At 39.9% G+C, this 16,227-nt stretch carries 12 protein-coding genes and 2 riboswitches; of the genes, 3 read left to right on the forward strand and 9 right to left on the reverse strand.

Features of this window, described 5'->3' with window-relative positions; translation table 11 throughout:
* Positions 1-27: 27 nt before the first annotated feature.
* Positions 28-131: riboswitch (SAM riboswitch) on the reverse strand.
* A gap of 62 nt (positions 132-193) precedes the next feature.
* The 9 genes from GN217_RS09915 to GN217_RS09955 form a co-directional block, all read right to left on the reverse strand.
* Positions 194-1,657 carry an MDR family MFS transporter gene (locus GN217_RS09915; protein WP_156856533.1) on the reverse strand — a complete coding sequence of 488 codons (1,464 nt, stop codon included), beginning with the start codon at positions 1,655-1,657 and terminating at the stop codon, positions 194-196.
* Between the two features lie 453 nt (positions 1,658-2,110).
* Positions 2,111-2,383, reverse strand: coding sequence for a hypothetical protein (locus tag GN217_RS09920; RefSeq protein WP_156856534.1), 273 nt, complete (start codon positions 2,381-2,383; stop codon positions 2,111-2,113).
* 269 nt (positions 2,384-2,652) lie between these two features.
* Entirely contained in the window at positions 2,653-3,501 is an 849-nt protein-coding gene (gene panC / locus GN217_RS09925) for a pantoate--beta-alanine ligase (protein ID WP_156856535.1), read from the reverse strand.
* A 27-nt stretch (positions 3,502-3,528) separates the two neighbouring features.
* Entirely contained in the window at positions 3,529-4,356 is an 828-nt protein-coding gene (panB, locus tag GN217_RS09930; protein ID WP_156856536.1) for a 3-methyl-2-oxobutanoate hydroxymethyltransferase, read from the reverse strand.
* Positions 4,353-5,195 carry a Rossmann-like and DUF2520 domain-containing protein gene (locus tag GN217_RS09935; RefSeq protein ID WP_156856537.1) on the reverse strand — a complete coding sequence of 281 codons (843 nt, stop codon included), beginning with the start codon at positions 5,193-5,195 and terminating at the stop codon, positions 4,353-4,355. Before GN217_RS09935 ends, panB begins: the two co-directional genes overlap by 4 nt.
* Positions 5,196-5,975: 780 nt before the next feature.
* A complete protein-coding gene (locus GN217_RS09940; RefSeq protein ID WP_156856538.1) occupies positions 5,976-6,518 on the reverse strand; it encodes an NADPH-dependent FMN reductase in 543 nt (180 codons plus the stop codon).
* A 399-nt stretch (positions 6,519-6,917) separates the two neighbouring features.
* Positions 6,918-7,607 (reverse strand): GTP pyrophosphokinase, encoded by a 690-nt coding sequence (locus GN217_RS09945; RefSeq protein WP_198042628.1) that lies wholly within the window; start codon positions 7,605-7,607, stop codon positions 6,918-6,920.
* 279 nt (positions 7,608-7,886) lie between these two features.
* Positions 7,887-8,762, reverse strand: a complete 876-nt coding sequence (locus GN217_RS09950; RefSeq protein WP_156856540.1) for a YitT family protein — start codon at positions 8,760-8,762, stop codon at positions 7,887-7,889.
* Positions 8,763-8,888: 126 nt separating this feature from the next.
* Positions 8,889-11,162, reverse strand: a complete 2,274-nt coding sequence (locus tag GN217_RS09955; protein ID WP_156856541.1) for an ATP-binding cassette domain-containing protein — start codon at positions 11,160-11,162, stop codon at positions 8,889-8,891.
* Positions 11,163-11,588: 426 nt separating this feature from the next.
* On the opposite strand from GN217_RS09955, the gene GN217_RS09960 reads away from it, so the two are divergent.
* From GN217_RS09960 to GN217_RS09970, 3 genes are all read left to right on the forward strand, one after another.
* Entirely contained in the window at positions 11,589-12,050 is a 462-nt protein-coding gene (locus GN217_RS09960) for a GNAT family N-acetyltransferase (RefSeq protein WP_156856542.1), read from the forward strand.
* A gap of 305 nt (positions 12,051-12,355) precedes the next feature.
* Positions 12,356-12,540: riboswitch (cobalamin riboswitch) on the forward strand.
* 145 nt (positions 12,541-12,685) lie between these two features.
* Entirely contained in the window at positions 12,686-15,145 is a 2,460-nt protein-coding gene (locus tag GN217_RS09965) for a DUF4430 domain-containing protein (protein WP_156856543.1), read from the forward strand.
* A 143-nt stretch (positions 15,146-15,288) separates the two neighbouring features.
* On the forward strand, positions 15,289-16,215 hold the full coding sequence (locus tag GN217_RS09970; protein ID WP_198042629.1) for a DUF4430 domain-containing protein: 927 nt from the start codon (positions 15,289-15,291) through the stop codon (positions 16,213-16,215).
* Positions 16,216-16,227 lie beyond the last annotated feature (12 nt).

The following is a 16,227-nucleotide window of genomic DNA, read 5'->3' on the forward strand; positions in this document are numbered from 1 at the left end:
AAGAGGATTCTAGTATCGTGTCTACTCTTCTTATCTTCAAGCATATGACGCTACTGGAATTAGCACAGTACATATTCATGTCTGTTGCTGAAGCTTCACAGGGCCAGTCCCTCCACTTCTCTTGATAAGAAAATTTGCTTTATTAAGTTATTAGCTATACTCTACATAGCTTTTAGATAATTGTCAACCTTTTTTAAACATTTTCTTCAACCGGCCGAGCGCGGTAGACAACGAAGGATAGAATTACTGCGATGATCGTAATGATAAAGATAATAAAGTAGACATGCTCCACTGCAACAACCATCGCTTGCGTTATTGATTGTTGAGACGCAGGATCCGCAACACCTGCGAGATAACTGGCCTGTTTCGAATTTAAAATACTGATAAATACCGAAACTCCAATTGCCCCGCTCAACGGCTGCAGCGTGGACATCACAGCCGTACCGTGCGGATATAATCGCTTCGGCAGCTGATTCAGCCCATTTGTTTCAGCCGGCATCATCGTTGCAGATACGCTAAGCATAATGAGCATGAAGCCAACGATAATAACCCAAGGCGGAGTATCAGCTGTCATTTGACTGAACATAAACATCGTCCCAGCAAGCACAATTGTCGCAGGTATCATCATCACCCGCGGGCCAACTTTATCAAATAACGCACCCATAAATGGGCTCATAATCCCGTTTAAAATACTTCCTGGCAAGAGCAACATCCCAGCCACGGCTGGCGCGAGAGCCATTGGTCCTTGCATGAACACTGGTAAGATGAGTTCTGAGGCAAACATTGTCATGACAATAATAATGAACATGATTACTGCATGCGTGAACATCGGCAATTTGAACACGCGCAAGTCCATTATCGGCTCTTCCAGTTTAAATTGTCTGAGGGCAAAAAGGATGATTCCAATTACCCCGACAATAATTGCCGTTAAAACATCACGTGATAAAAACCCTGCTTCACTTTCTCCAACCGAGCTGAATCCGTAAATCGTTGCACCAAAACCTATTGTTGAAAAGACAATGGAAATCCAATCGATCTTCGGCTTCGTTACTTCCGACACATTCACCAAGTATTTCAGGGCAAACAGGATTGAAAATATAGCGAATGGGAGAACAGTAATAAATAAGAATCTCCAACCCAAGTAATCAACAATAACTCCCGAAAGTGTTGGTCCGATTGCAGGTGCGAACATAATAACTAACCCAACAATTCCCATGATTTTTCCTCTTTTATGCGGAGGATACACAAGTAAAAAGACATTAAATATAATCGGCATTAACATTCCAGTACCAACTGCTTGAATCAAACGGCCAGCAAGCAATACGGAGAACGTCGGTGCGATTGCCGCAATCGCTGTACCAATTGTAAAGACCGTCATCGTTCCAATGAATAGCTGCCTTGTCGTAAACCATTGCATAAATAACGGAGAAACTGGAATCACGATTCCCATCATTAACATAAAACCTGTTGCAACCCACTGTACAGTTGGTAACGTAATACCGAACTCTGCCATTAATGTCGTAAGCGCAATATTTAGGAGTGTTTCATTCAATATCGCGAAAAACGCTCCAATAATCAAAGCCGCCATAAGCGGCAACGTTTTGACATTCGGATCTTCTGATAAAAATTCATATGTTTTTTCTTTTGTTTTGCTCATTATTTTACCTCTAATTTCTTTTTAAAATATAGTATATCTATGCATTTCACTCACTTTTTACCATCAAAAAAATAATAAAGTTTGCAAAAAACTTCCTCCTTCAATTGTTTGTTCAAAATAAAAAATCACAAGCAGCTGCCTGTGGTCAAAAGTAGGGGTACTCCTTAAAAACATTGGGGGGTCTCATTCACTAAAACTAAAAAGGAAAGACAGAACAGAGCCGCCTTTCCACCACCTGAATTGAATTATCCGTAGAGTTCATTGTATGGTATATAACTTTTTTCATAATTTGACATTATGATTATGAATAAAGGACAGACGTATCCCAATCACTCTGCAACGCAAATCAGAGGCTTTGACCATATTCAATTATCGGTTCAAAGTTAGGATGTTGTCTCATTTTCTCAATAATACTCCCTCTTATTAAAAATCTTCTTCATTATAAGCGGTCATTCAGAATGTGTCAAGATACATTTCCTGCACTTTTTCAAGGTCACCCGCAAGTAGGCTTATTTCTTCCCGATTCAATCGGATAGGCAATTGGTCATATAGCGTAATGACATGGCCTTCTGCATCATCTTGATGTTTTTTCAGATAATGATAAAGACTTTTTAACTGTTTTTCATTTATCGTTGTTTGTGTCGTGAAGTGTTTTACTTTTTGTATAGAAAACTCATTCGCATTGCCGTCAAATTCTCCAGATATAATCTCTCCTGACAGTAACATATCATCACCTCAGAGTCCTTTAGTTAAGCTATTATTAATACTAGCTTAACCAAAGGATTTGATTGTTATTAACTCAACACACCTGGAAATAAAAAAGTAAATTCGTAATTACTTTTATTCAGCGTACGTGCAGCTTTCTCCTTGGGGTTCGCAGTCCCGTTACTCTCGATTTACGTATTAATTAACTGTTGAGCTGGTTAAAAAAGGGCATAACGATTAATCATCTATACGTTATGTCCTTTCTTTTATTGTACATTTTCAATTTAAGTCTATAACTTACGAACACTAAAATTATCAATCAGTCTTGTTTTTCCAATATGCACCGCTATAGCAACTAAAACTCCCGGTCTAATAGTTGAAATTGGCTGCAGCGTCTCCCCATCAACTACCTTCACATATTCAATTTTAGCCTTTGGTTCTGTTTTGAGATGCGTTTCCATTGCAGCAATCAATTTCTCTGCATTTGTTTCCCCTTCTTTTACCAAGCTTTCGCCAAGGGAAATAGTATCACTTACAATCAATGCTGCCCCTCTATCTTCAGGAGAAAGATATGTATTACGAGAACTCTTCGCCAAACCATCTTCTTCACGAACAGTCGGACAATCAATGACCTCAACATTCATACATAAATCCTTTACCATTTGTTTGATGATGGCCAATTGTTGTGCATCCTTCTCTCCGAAATAAGCACGGTCTGGCTGTGTAATATTAAATAACTTGTTGACAACCGTACATACCCCGCGAAAATGACCTTCACGGTTTAATCCACAGAGTTCTTCGGTTAGTACAGACATATCAACATACGTAAAAAAATCTTGCGGATACATCTCTTCTGGTGTTGGGTGGAAAATAAGGTCCACTCCTAGATTTTCACAAATCTTACTATCTCTCTCCAAGTCATGGGGATAACTATCAAAATCCTCATTTGGCCCAAACTGCATTGGATTTACGAAAATACTAACTACAACCTTTTCATTTGCTTCTCTTGCAGCAGTAATAAGACTTCCATGTCCCTCGTGCAAAAATCCCATCGTCGGTACAAAGCCAATTGTATGCCCTTCTTCTTTCCACTTTTTCACAACAGCTTTAACATCCTTAATGGTTGATACAATCTGCATTATACTTAACCCCTTTAATTTTCTTCCTTAATATAATTTATCAATGACCTCATCGGAAACAGTATAGGTATGCTCTTTAGCAGGAAACGATCCTTCTTTGACTTCGGTTATATAATCCCGGAATGCTTGTTGCATGATTTCCCCTACTTGTGCAAACTGTTTGACAAACTTTGGCGTGAAATCCGAAAAGATTGCCAGCATATCTTGATATACAAGCACTTGTCCGTCGCACCCCGGGCCCGCGCCTATTCCGATTGTTGGAATATTTATTTCCTTGGTGACGATTTCTGCTAGTTTTGCAGGCACGCCTTCTAACACGATCATAAATGCTCCCGCCGCCTCTACTGCTTTAGCATCCGCGATTAACTGTCTAGCAGCAGCCTCGGTTTTCCCTTGCACCTTAAATCCGCCAAATTCATTAACAGATTGTGGGGTTAGACCGATATGCCCGCAAACTGGAATGGATGCTTCTACAATGGCTTTAATCTGTGGGCAAACCTTTGTACCGCCTTCCAATTTTACACCATGCGCCCTGCCTTCTTTTATTAATCTGCCTGCATTCAATACAGCATCCTGAACGGAAATTTGATAAGACATGAATGGTAAATCTGCTAAAACAAAAGCCTTGCTTGCTCCTCTAGCAACAGCCCTTGTATGGTAAATCATATCATCTATTGTAACAGGCAGTGTATTTTCATATCCAAGCATAACTTGTCCAAGCGAATCCCCAACCAATAACATATTAATTTCAGCTTGATCCATCAACTTTGCCACCGAATAGTCGTAGCACGTAAGCATCGTAATTTTATCGCCTGCATTTTTTTGTTGCTGAAATGACGTCACTGTATTTTTCATTCTTTGATAACCCCTTTGATTTTTTTATAGTCCCTGTCTTTATGTTTCTCCTCCGCTACCTCTAGAGCCAATCCTGATAGAGCTTTATAAACTTCCTTTTCCTGTGGATGTAAGACTTGCAAATGATTTAAAATGGTACCAAGATCATTTCTCTCAATCGGTCCTGTCAGTGCATCCGTTGTCCCGTAGGAAAGAATATTTTCCGTATTTCCTTGAATAAGTGGTGCGAGTGCCCGGTGCGCTTTGTCTGGTGTAAAACCACAGTCAACAAGCATTTTCTCACCTAAGGCTACGAGACCGACATAAAGATTACTGACCATAGCTGCAGATGCGTGGTACCGAGTTTTGTCCGCAGCTTGAATCACGCTTACCTCGTTCCCGAAGCTTTCAACTAAACCAGTCAGATCGTTCAAGTACTTCTCATGCCCCTCGATGGTAAAAACTGCTTTCGACAGCTCTTTATAAGAATGATACTTATCATTAATTGCAAAAAGGGGATGGATCGAATAACCGAATGCACTGTAACGACTACTATCCGAAAAAACCTCCGAACTTAAAGAACCACTAAAATGACTAATGATCTTATCTTTTATTGGAAGCACTTTCAATTCGTCCCATACCTTAGATATAGCGCCATCTGGTACAGTTATAAAAATAGCATCACTATTTTCGACTAAAAATCTAACATCTTCATAGACTCTAGTATTTGTAAATTCAGCTGCTTCTATCGATGACTTGAGGGTTCTGCTGTAATATCCTGTCACTTTTACTTTGTGCTCAGTTAAGTACTTTCCGAGGGAGACTCCTACTTTCCCTGCTCCAATAAATCCAATCTTCATAAGCACCCCCCTAGCAAAATTCTGTCTTGTGGTATTTCCTATATGATAGCGAATAATGACCTAAATAAGCAACTATAAATGGGGGAAACATTGAAATACTTAGACTTTATCACAGATAATAAAGATAGATTTTTCATCATATATCCTTTCTTTCTAATAGCCTTGAAAAAGCAGAGGAGATTAGATTTACGGGGAGATGCAGAGATGATAGTCTTTTAGAAACTAAAAAGGAGTTCCCCGATCTTCTGAATATGAAATAGTAGGCCATATATTTATTAATAATGACTCTATACATGAATTTTTTATTCTTTTGGAAATTATCGTTCATAGCAGAGATTAAAAAATGATAATAAAAGCCTATACAATTATCCTTATCTAAATAGATGACAGTCATTACCATCTATTTGATATAAAATAGGCTGTCAAGATTTCTTGACAGCCTGAGAACATGAAGTCTAGATTCTTATTAGAAATTTATTCATGTAAATCAATTTTTATATCAGAGATTTCTTCTTTTAAAGTACCTGTAGGCTCTTTTAGACCGATAACTTCATTTATTAATTATTTTACCGTCATTTGCTATTTTTTCAGTTCGAGTTTTAGAGCAAGCGCCGCAACCTGTGTTCAATATGAATCAAAACTTCTACCGCTTTCCCATTTCAGAAATTTCTCCATCGCACCCATTAAAGTACGTTTGATGAATGTTTCTTCGCTATCAATCCCTAAATACATCATTGACTCCTATAAAAATGACTTAAACTGCTCTGATCATTTGAATACTTATCTATTCATAATCCCTCGCTGCAAATAAATCATCTCTTCCGCAAGCTGCCCAATTCGTTCGTAAATCCGATCATCGATTAGTTCATCACTCTCAATATCATAAGCTTCATTATGAATAAACACGTTCCCAGTTGGAATCAGTCCTTTGAAATAAGAAAGTATCGAGCCTAAATGATATTCTAAAACAAGAAAATGCCGATTCGTCCAACCGGTCGCAACCATCCCGGTCACTTTATTACGAAACGCATATTCAGGCAAGTGATCGAGCAAATTCTTTAGCGCACCGGAAAGGGATGCCTGATAGATCGGTGTACCAAACACGAGAAAATCTGCAGCTTGAATCTTTTTCACCACATTCCATGTATCTTCATTGTATGCAGATAAAGGAAGACCCGCTGCGAATTCAATGTCATATTCCCGTAAATCAATTAATTCCGTTTTGATCGTCGGGTCATGCACTCGGGCAGCAGCTAACACTGCTTCAACCGCAACTGCTGTTTTCCCGCCTGCGAGCGCGCCCGAAACTCCTACTAGCTTCATTCTATCTACCTCTTTTCCTCTTTGATTCAGAGATCGTGCTTGAGTGTCTATAAGTATGTCTCTAATCATCTGAAAAATGGGACGGCACTGGGCTTCGATGGATTAGATGCACTCTAATCGCCTGAAGATGCTTAGGCCGGTACGTCCTCGGGCATTTAGAAGCTCTTTAATCGACCTAATTTATGGAGATGATACACTTTCAAGCAATTAGAGACCTTGTAATCGAACGAAAAATCCAAGTTGGTATTCTTTCGAGCGGTTAAAGACCTTTTAATTAACCGAAAGCTCGAAGATGACTGGATTTCAGATGTTTAGCAGTAGCGTCTCATCCTTTGAACGATAAAAAACCTAAACCTTCGCACCCAGGCAATTATCCCTCCACGCACCCTTAAAAATTACCTATTTCTCCTCTTCGGCATCCCTAATGAAATCCCGTAAAAAATTTATCGGCAAATATAATCTATCCTCATTCAAATCTAAAAAATTGAGGTCCTGCTCTCGACTGTTCTGATCTTTAATATGACTGACTTCGTTATGCAGTTGCTCCATCTTTTCATCCAAGTCATTAGCTACCATAGCTGCTTCCGTCAGTTCTTTCGTTAACCGTTCTGGAACGAGACTATCATATTTATAGTATATCTTATGTTCCAAGCTTGCCCAGAAATCCATGGCGACAGTCCGGATTTGAATTTCTACATAGACATCTTCAATCCGGTCAGACATGAATACAGGCACCGAGACAATTAAATGTAGGCTTTTATAACCGTTTGGTTTCGCGTTCTTAATATAATCCTTCTTTTCAATGACTGTAACGTCTTTTTGATTTTCTATCATTTCACTGATCCGATAAATATCGGAAATGAAGGAACAGACAACACGGATTCCAGCGATATCCATAATATTATGCTTTATCGATTCCGTTGATATAGGAATATTCTTCCGATACATCTTCTTCATGATACTCTCAGGAGATTTAATACGTGTTTTAATATGTTCAATCGGATTGTAGTCGTGGATATGTTGGAATTCCTCCTGGAGGATGGTCAATTTCGTATTCATTTCGGACAAGCCGAACTGGTAAGTCATCATAAATCGGGTTAATTCACTTCTAACCTTTTTTAAGGCTTCCAGGTTATTAATCATATAAAAATTCCTTTCTTTCTAGAATGCACTATAGATGAATATATTTATATTATAGCAGGATTGTTAGAAATAACCCGAATTAAAGATGTTAAAAACAGGAGTGGTAGTTCACTCCTGTTTTACTCCTTCAACTTCCTTTATAAATTTTGCCGGAACTCCTGCAACCACCGCATTTTCCGCAACATCCTTCGTAACAACTGCTCCTGCTGCAATACCTTTCCTTTACTAATGAATATCTTTTTTCTTAAATGTCCCACCTTTCACTTCTGCTACATCATACACAACGACAAAAGCATTTTCGTCAATTTCAGAAATGATTTCCTTCATTTTACTATCCTCTAAGCGATTAATAATACAAGTGATTTCTTTGAATTTTCCATTTGTATAACTGCCTTCAACGAGATTATAAGTTGCCATCCGACCTAAACGGTCACGGATCGTTTCCGCCATTATGTCTGGTTGACTCGTGATGATTTTATATGTTTTAGAACCGCTTAAGCCTTCTTCAACAATGGGAATTACTCTAGATGCAATGTAATATGCAATTGCTGATAAGAAAGCCCCTTGTAAACCAAAAACGAAAGAAACAATCACAAATACAAATAAATTTAAAAATAAGATAAGGTCACTTGTGCCAAATGGTAATTTCCGGGAAAGTAATACTGCTAACATATCAATCCCATCTAATGCTCCACCATTTCGTAATGCCAGGCCGATACCGAAACCGATGATAATACCACCTACAACGGTTATTAATAATGTATCCCCTTGAACAATAATTGGTATATGGTGCATAATGCTTGTCCCGTATGCGAGAGAGGCGATGCCAAGAACAGAATAAATGGCAAAGCTTTTTCCTATTTGTTTATATCCTAAGTAAATGAATGGGATATTCAATACAGCAAGTAAAATGCCTAGAGGCAAACCGAATAATTGAGAAGCAACGATACTTAAACCTGTCACTCCTCCGTCAGACACGTTGTTAGGGATGAGTACCGACTCTAGTCCATATGCTGTGATAAAAGCTCCAATAACAACTGCCAATGCCCGTAATATCTTTTTTATTTTTGTAATTCTTTGTTGCTTCGCGGCTGTACTCATTTAATTTCCTCTTTCCACAGTTAGATGTTTGATTCTATTTTGTTCGTTTATCAATTCTTTATCCGAAGTAGGTAAAGTGAAATAAAAAGTGATATTCATCACTTTCCCATGAACACCACTTTTTATTCATCTTTCTCCAATACCAGCCCGCAACCATTTCGCTGTCACAGTCCGAGCTTTCAACATTGCTTCCGGTGTTCCTTCAAATATAATCTGACCGCCTTCTTTTCCTCCGCCTGGACCCATCTCAATTACCCAATCACTTGCCGCGATAAAGTCTAGATTGTGTTCAATGATGATAACAGAATTCCCTCTGTTCACAAGCTTCTGGAATACATCAAGAAGTTTATTATTATCTTTCGTATGAAGTCCTAAAGAAGGTTCATCCAATAAATAAATTTGCCCCTCTTTTTGTAAATGGCTTGCCAGTTTCAATCGCTGGACTTCGCCTCCGCTTAGTGAACTTGTCGTCTGTCCTAAGGTTAGATACCCTAACCCGACATCTTTTAACGTATTCACGCGCTTGATGATTTTCGGCATTCTAAAAAAGTCGAGCGCCTCGTCTATCGTTAGCTCTAATATTTCCACGATATTGTTACCTTGGTAGCGGTAAGATAAAGCTTCATCTGAATACCTCGTCCCGCCACACGCTTCACAAGAAATCGTTACTGGATCCGCGAATGCCACGTCAGGCATGACAGCCCCTTTGCCTTTACAAACGGGACAGGCACCTAACGAGTTGAAACTAAACAATCCTGCTGGCTGCCCCGTTTCTTTCGCAAATATGGCACGGATATCATCCATGATCCCCATGTAGGTTGCTAAGGTTGAACGGTTAGAAATGCCGATACTTCCTTGCCCAACCGTAATTGTTTCAGGGTACTGTTCTGTAAATGCTTCCGTCAAAAGAGAACTTTTACCAGAACCGGAGACACCACAGACGGAGACTAACGTATACTTCGGAAGGCTTACGCTTATATTTTTCAAATTATTGTTCGTCGCTTTGTTTATGGTGAAAAATTCATTTTGCTTCCTGGGATTTTGATTGATTTTTATTTTTTCATTTAAACTTGTTGCTGCTCCTGAATTTTCCAACCCTTCCAACTTGCCCTGGTAAATGATTTTTCCACCATGGATCCCAGCTCCTGGTCCCATCTCAATAATTTCATCTGCTGCCTTGATCACCGATACATCATGTTCGATCACGATAACGGAATTATGCTGGGCTTTAATATGGTGCAACATGTTAAGCAACATTTCCACTTCTTCCGGATGAAGCCCTGCGCTCGGCTCATCGAAAATATATGTAATATTGTTGAGACTGCTTCCTAAATGCCGGGCGATTTTTACCCTTTGCGCTTCACCACCAGACAATGTGCCCATTTTTCTTGATAGACTCAAATAGCCTAGCCCCATTTCAACAAGTTGGGTCACATGGGGAATAGCCTGCTGGGCGATTGATTCTCCGAGCGGGTCGGTTATTTTCTGTAATTCTTTTAGAACGTCTGTCAGTTCCAAGTGGTCATACTCCGCGATATTTAAGCCATTGATACGGCTTTCCAACACTTTTGGATTCAGTCCTGACCCTTGGCAGGTTGGACAGAGGGAACGTGTCGACATCGCGAGGACATCATCTTGGGTGATTCCTTTCAATTTGGAAATATCCCTGTTAATGTAAAGCCGTGTAAAACGGGGCAGGATTCCGTCCCAATCATGGGGTTGTGGTCCATGTTTTGTATGAAAGGGTGCATTCACTTTCTCCCCCTCTGGCGGGCCATATAATAACAGTCGACGCTTGTCTTCCGGGTAATCTTTGATTGGTTTATCCGGATCAAATAAACCGCATGTCATCATCCATCTACCTTGCCAGCCAGAAGGAGATAAAGGTTTAAATTTTACTGCGTATTCCCGGAGTGACTTCTCTTCATCCACAATTTTTCTCAAATCTGGTGCAATGACCTCGCCGAAGCCGCTACATTCCGGACAACCGCCGAACGCACTTTGACTAGAAAAGTCTGTCGCAGAGCCAATTGCTGGCTCACCAATCCTAGAGAACAATAAGCGAATCAATGGATGGATATCCATATACGTGCCGACCGTTGAACGTGAATTTCCTCCTGATTGCCGCTGTTCCACGACAACAACCGGGCTTAAATTCTGCATAAGATCAGCTTGGGGACGCTCAAACTTCGGCATTTGATTCCGGACATAGTGAGGATAATTCAATGTCATCTGTCTTCTGCTCTCGGTAGCTAATGTATCAAAGACGACTGAGCTTTTTCCTGAACCGGAAAGGCCTGTGAAAACGATGATCTTCTCTTTTGGCAGATTCAAATCTATATTTTTCAAGTTATTTTCTTTTAATCCTCGTAATATGATTTCATCTTTATTTGCTGACATGTTATCGCCCTCGCTCCTTTAACCGTTAACCAATGCTAATATTATCACACTCTAATAGTATAGGTAAAAAATATGATGAGCAGTATTTTTGTAATAAAAAAAGCCCCTGATTCTGATAAGTGCATGAAATTAGGATAACGCTAGATAAGCACTTTTCAGATGCCAATAAAGTCAGGTTAAGTTTTCAATTAGTATTTGAAAATCCCTCTTTTTTAAAAAATGTAAAAGAGATCCCGATGGATTACCAATTAAAAAACGGCGATGATGAATACATCGATGAATTTATCCCAGATACGAAACTCATGAATAGTGATGAAAGGCCAATTTTTCAATCTTTAAAGTTGAGTAATTAGGCTATTTCTATATACTTATAGTGAAAATAAATATTATATAGGAATTTCTCAATAAACTGGGGGGGAAATGAGAATGGAATCTGACATTAGTTTTAGGAAAGCAACCGTAGAGGATTTGGAACGTATCGTCGCCTTGCTTGCGGATGATGTACTTGGTGCTTCTCGGGAGAAGTACGAAAAACCTCTCCCAAATCGTTATCGAGAAGCCTTTTTTGCAATTGATTCAGATCCAAATAATGAATTGATTGTAGCGTGTATTGGCAAGGAGATCATCGGAGTGCAGCAAATCACCTTTACGCCTTCCATCACTTACCAAGGAGGCTGGCGTGCAACGATTGAAGGTGTCAGGATATCTGCTTCCGCACGTGGACAAGGTGTGGGCAAGCTGCTAATTCAATGGGCAATCGAACGAGCAAAAGAACGCGGCTGTCATTTGATCCAGCTTACGACTGATAAAAAAAGAACAGAGGCACGGCGATTCTATGAACAATTAGGATTTAGAGCAACGCACGAGGGCATGAAATTAAAACTGTAACAAATCCTGAATCTAGCACTATATAAATGAGAATTTGTTAAAACAAACATTTGATTGATAATATTAGTTAACTATGGATTCACTAACCTTTATCGTTATCAAATTGAGCAGCTATTGCGTGGGCACATTATTTATATCGGCAGCTAGTTGAATTGTTAATGAAGAAAGGCTTGTTTAATGTCTATTAAACAAGCTAGTTAGTTTCCTCCTTTTCTTTCCTCTCATAGACAAACTCATAATTTTTGCTATACTTAAGTCATAGTTAATACATAGTATCTGGAGAAACTTTCTCCCCTTTCAACAACTAAATATGCGAAAAAATAGGTTGATTTATATTTTAAAATCATGAAAAGGGAAGTCGGTGAAAATCCGGCGCGGTCCCGCCACTGTAAATGCGAGTTCTTCATTCATAAGCCACTGTTTTATTATGGGAAGGCAATGGAGAGCGATGAACATAAGCCAGGAGACCTGCCTATTTTAGCGCCAATTTATAAACCTACGAGGATAGGAGGTGTGGCTGATAGTAGTTATGTATTATGGATTGATCCATGATTGATAACGCTTGCTTTGTTAAACATCTCTAAAGGTAGAGATGTTTTTTTATTGGTAAAAATACGTAAGATGGGGGTATACAAATGGTTCGAAATAGTAGATTACAGCAACTGTTTATCGTGGTGATGACTGCCATTCTATTTCTCTCGCAATCTGGATTATTCGGCCTGCAAACCGTAAATGCAGCAAACTTGGAGAATGCTGTCACCATCTCTGCTGTTGATGAAGATGGTTCTGCAGTATTAGACACTATAGCAGTGGAAATTTCAAATGGGGATACTGCCTTTGATGTGATTAGAGAAGTAGATGATCAACTAGAATGGGACAGCTTTGACTTTGGCGAGATGATTACGGGTATTGGTGGAGTAGCTGCTGATCCCGAATCGAACTTCTGGTCCTTTTATGTGAATGGCCTATTCCAAGACATGGGAGCAAGTTCAACTGAAGTAACGAACGGGGATAATATTCAATTTATTCTTACAGACCTTGCAGCCGAACCTCAAGTATTTGATGTTGCGGTTTCTGCAGTAGATGCAAATGGGGAGACAGTTATTACAGAAACTACTGTATCCATGCCACAATACACGACTGCCTATGACGCTCTAATTAAAGCTGCTGCAAATCAAAATGTAAAAGTAGATGTGAGCGTTGATTCCGAATACTTAACATTTGTGAATTACTTAGGTGAACCATTAGAAAGAGATTGTGAATACTGGTCGACCTATATGAATGGCGACATGATGCAAGTTGGGTTACTCGGTCATACGGTTAAAGATGGCGACACGCTTGAACTTGTCGTCGATGACTCGTGTGAACCGGAAGAACCGGCTGATAAAGAAGATGAGAAATCAGAAGAGCCACCTGTAAATGAAAAAGATAAGAAAAAAGATAAAGAACAGGTAGTTGCGGATAAAGATTATACAGAAGCCCTGCAAGCTGTAATCAATTATCTCTCGTCCAATCCAGCTGAAATGGACTGGTACGGATTCTCCGCCCTTCACTCTGCTGGTGCTGATGTTTCAAATGACATGGCCGAAGAAGTAGCCGCTTCCATCAATGATGATTACTCAGGGAATGCTACAGAAATTGCAAAAAACATTATTATCTTAACTTCTGCCGGGTATGATGCAACAGATATAAACGGCATCAACTTGATTGAGATGTTACTGAATGAAAAAATGCCATTAAGTAACCAACTCGTTTATAGCTTGCTCGCAATTGATAGTTTCAATTATCCCACCCCAGAAGGTACAGACTGGACACGGGACAGCATCATTGAAGCATTCCTTGAGATGGAGCTGGATGCAGGCGGCTGGTCCTTCTTTGGTGAAAGACCAAGCCCGGATATTACTGGGATGGGCCTGCTTGCTTTAAGCGCTTATGCGGATGATGCGGACGTGAAGGCTGCACTTGACCGAGCAGTTAAAGCTATGAGCAAACAACAAGGGGATAAAGGCGGATACGATGAAGAGTTTAATGGCGGGTATTCAGCGGAATCCGCTGCAATGGTCATTATCGGCCTATCCGCTGTCGGAGTTGACGCAACAAGCGATGCCTTTACAAAATCTGGCGGAAACTTACTAGAACACCTTATCAGCTTCCAAATGGAAGATGGCAGCTTTAAACATTTACCGGAAGATGATGTTTCAAGTGTTTTCGCAATCAACCAAGGGGCATTAGCATTAGTTGCTTATGATCAATTCAAGAATGGTACTGGTCCAGTGTTTAAGTTTGATAAGAAGGAAGATACGAAAGAGCCTGGCGATGACGAGGGTGACGGTGATAACGATGGGGACAATGACAAAAACAATCCATCTGACGATCCGAATAAAGTTATCATAACAAAAGACAACCTGCACCAATATGAAACTGAACATGCTGTCGTAGTAACACCACATCATGCAGACAAATTAGCTAATTTTACAGTTGAGGTAGAAGCTGAAGCTGCCGACTACCTTGTTCAGGCAGACAAGCCGCTCGTTATTAATAACGGAGATACGATCATCACGATTCCTGTTCCTGTAGTGAAACAATTACGTGAACTTGGTGAAACAATTGAAGTCAATCTTGCTGAACAAAGTGTTAAAGAAGCAATCGGTGCTGTCTATGACTTTACCTTAACCGTGGATGGAACGATTGTTTCCGAGTTTGATCATGATATTATCATTGGCTTGGCAGTTGACGCAGACGCAGTGCAAGGCCTCGATGCTAACCAAATAAAAGCATTCCATTTCAATGAAGAAACGGAAAGCTGGGACGTTTTATCTGGCAGCACTTATGATGCGACAGCCGGATTTGTCACCCTAACAACCGATCACCTTAGCACATACGGGGTATTTAAACATGATACAGGACAGAAAGATCCTGCCGACAATGATAAAGACGGAGCAACCCCGCCACTAGTAGATAATGACAAAGATAAAAAAGGTAAGAAACTACCAATGACAGCAACAAATATGTTTAATTTCTTAGCATTGGGATTCATCCTAATCGCAGCCGGTGCTCTATTGTATATTAAGCGCAGAAATAAAGTTACAGAGTAATATTTATCCCGGTGTAACCGTCCGTAAAACTCCCACCTCAAAACTTTAGGGTCTTCGTGAAAGTTTAGGTGGGAGATAACGGACGCTAACACCCCGATTCGTTCAACTAACAATCAATGAGGATGAAGAAAAACCCCCACTGATTGAAGTTTCACTCTATGGATAATCCGCTGACTGCCAGTGGATTATTCTACCCTTTTAAAGAAAGGATGTTTGTTATGAAGCAGGTATTCCGTTTAGCCCTTATCACCTTTTCTATGATTCTACTTGTAGCATGTGGTGGCCAGCAAGCAGCCATCCAAGTGGAAAAGATATCAGTTATTCCAACATCGGCAGTCTCTATGGAAACGAAAGAATTAATCAAAGTTCGTTCTAACACTGAAAAAGCTGATGATGAGGATGCAGAGGAGAGTGAAGCATCAGAGGAAAATACCAAGAAAGAAGAGAAAGAAAGTACAGTTGCGGATGCATCCGAGGATACGGACAACGAATCGACAACAACGAAGACGGACGCAAACCAATCAACGAATAAATCTGCTAATTCAAATGAGTCAACACCTAATACCAATCAACAAAAGGATCATACCAACCATTCAGCCGGAAACTCCAATAAGCAGTCTGCAAATACGGGTACATCTAAATCGAGCGATAGCACAAATACTAATACACCTAGTCAGCCTAAGAATGAACAACCTAACTCCAACCCAAAACCGAAAGAAGAAGCAAAACCTGCTCCAAAAAAGACAGCATTCGTATCGGTTGAAAGTCCAGGTGACTTAAACGGACCAAATCTAGCACCCACCGAAGTTGAAATCACGGACGGTGAAACAGCTCTTGCCGCTACATTACGTGCATTAAGCAGTAAAGGAATTAGTGTTGATTATACCGGTTCTGGAGCAAGCGCTTATGTAAAAAGCATTGGTGGTCTCGGCGAATTTGATGCAGGTCCGCTTAGTGGCTGGAATGTTTTTGTTGAAGGAATTATGATTCCGCGAAGTGCTGATGCCTATGAAATTTTTGACGGGTATAAAGTGCACTGGAGATACACAAAGAATTACTTGGAAGACTAAAGGATGGATGAT

Source organism: Oceanobacillus sp. AG (assembly GCF_009746545.1).
GTDB classification, from domain to species: Bacteria; Bacillota; Bacilli; order Bacillales; family Amphibacillaceae; genus Oceanobacillus; species Oceanobacillus indicireducens.

What these genes read in the sequence shown, in the direction of transcription:
- GN217_RS09940 (WP_156856538.1), bottom strand. Translation starts at nt 6,518, where the DNA reads ATGAAGCTAGTAGGAGTTTCGGGCGCGCTCGCAGGCGGGAAAACAGCA.
- GN217_RS09955 (WP_156856541.1), bottom strand. Translation starts at nt 11,162, where the DNA reads ATGTCAGCAAATAAAGATGAAATCATATTACGAGGATTAAAAGAAAAT.
- panB (WP_156856536.1), bottom strand. Translation starts at nt 4,356, where the DNA reads ATGAAAAATACAGTGACGTCATTTCAGCAACAAAAAAATGCAGGCGAT.
- GN217_RS09915 (WP_156856533.1), bottom strand. Translation starts at nt 1,657, where the DNA reads ATGAGCAAAACAAAAGAAAAAACATATGAATTTTTATCAGAAGATCCG.
- GN217_RS09935 (WP_156856537.1), bottom strand. Translation starts at nt 5,195, where the DNA reads ATGAAGATTGGATTTATTGGAGCAGGGAAAGTAGGAGTCTCCCTCGGA.
- GN217_RS09960 (WP_156856542.1), top strand. Translation starts at nt 11,589, where the DNA reads ATGGAATCTGACATTAGTTTTAGGAAAGCAACCGTAGAGGATTTGGAA.
- GN217_RS09950 (WP_156856540.1), bottom strand. Translation starts at nt 8,762, where the DNA reads ATGAGTACAGCCGCGAAGCAACAAAGAATTACAAAAATAAAAAAGATA.
- GN217_RS09945 (WP_198042628.1), bottom strand. Translation starts at nt 7,607, where the DNA reads ATGATGACTTACCAGTTCGGCTTGTCCGAAATGAATACGAAATTGACC.
- panC (WP_156856535.1), bottom strand. Translation starts at nt 3,501, where the DNA reads ATGCAGATTGTATCAACCATTAAGGATGTTAAAGCTGTTGTGAAAAAG.
- GN217_RS09965 (WP_156856543.1), top strand. Translation starts at nt 12,686, where the DNA reads ATGGTTCGAAATAGTAGATTACAGCAACTGTTTATCGTGGTGATGACT.
- GN217_RS09920 (WP_156856534.1), bottom strand. Translation starts at nt 2,383, where the DNA reads ATGTTACTGTCAGGAGAGATTATATCTGGAGAATTTGACGGCAATGCG.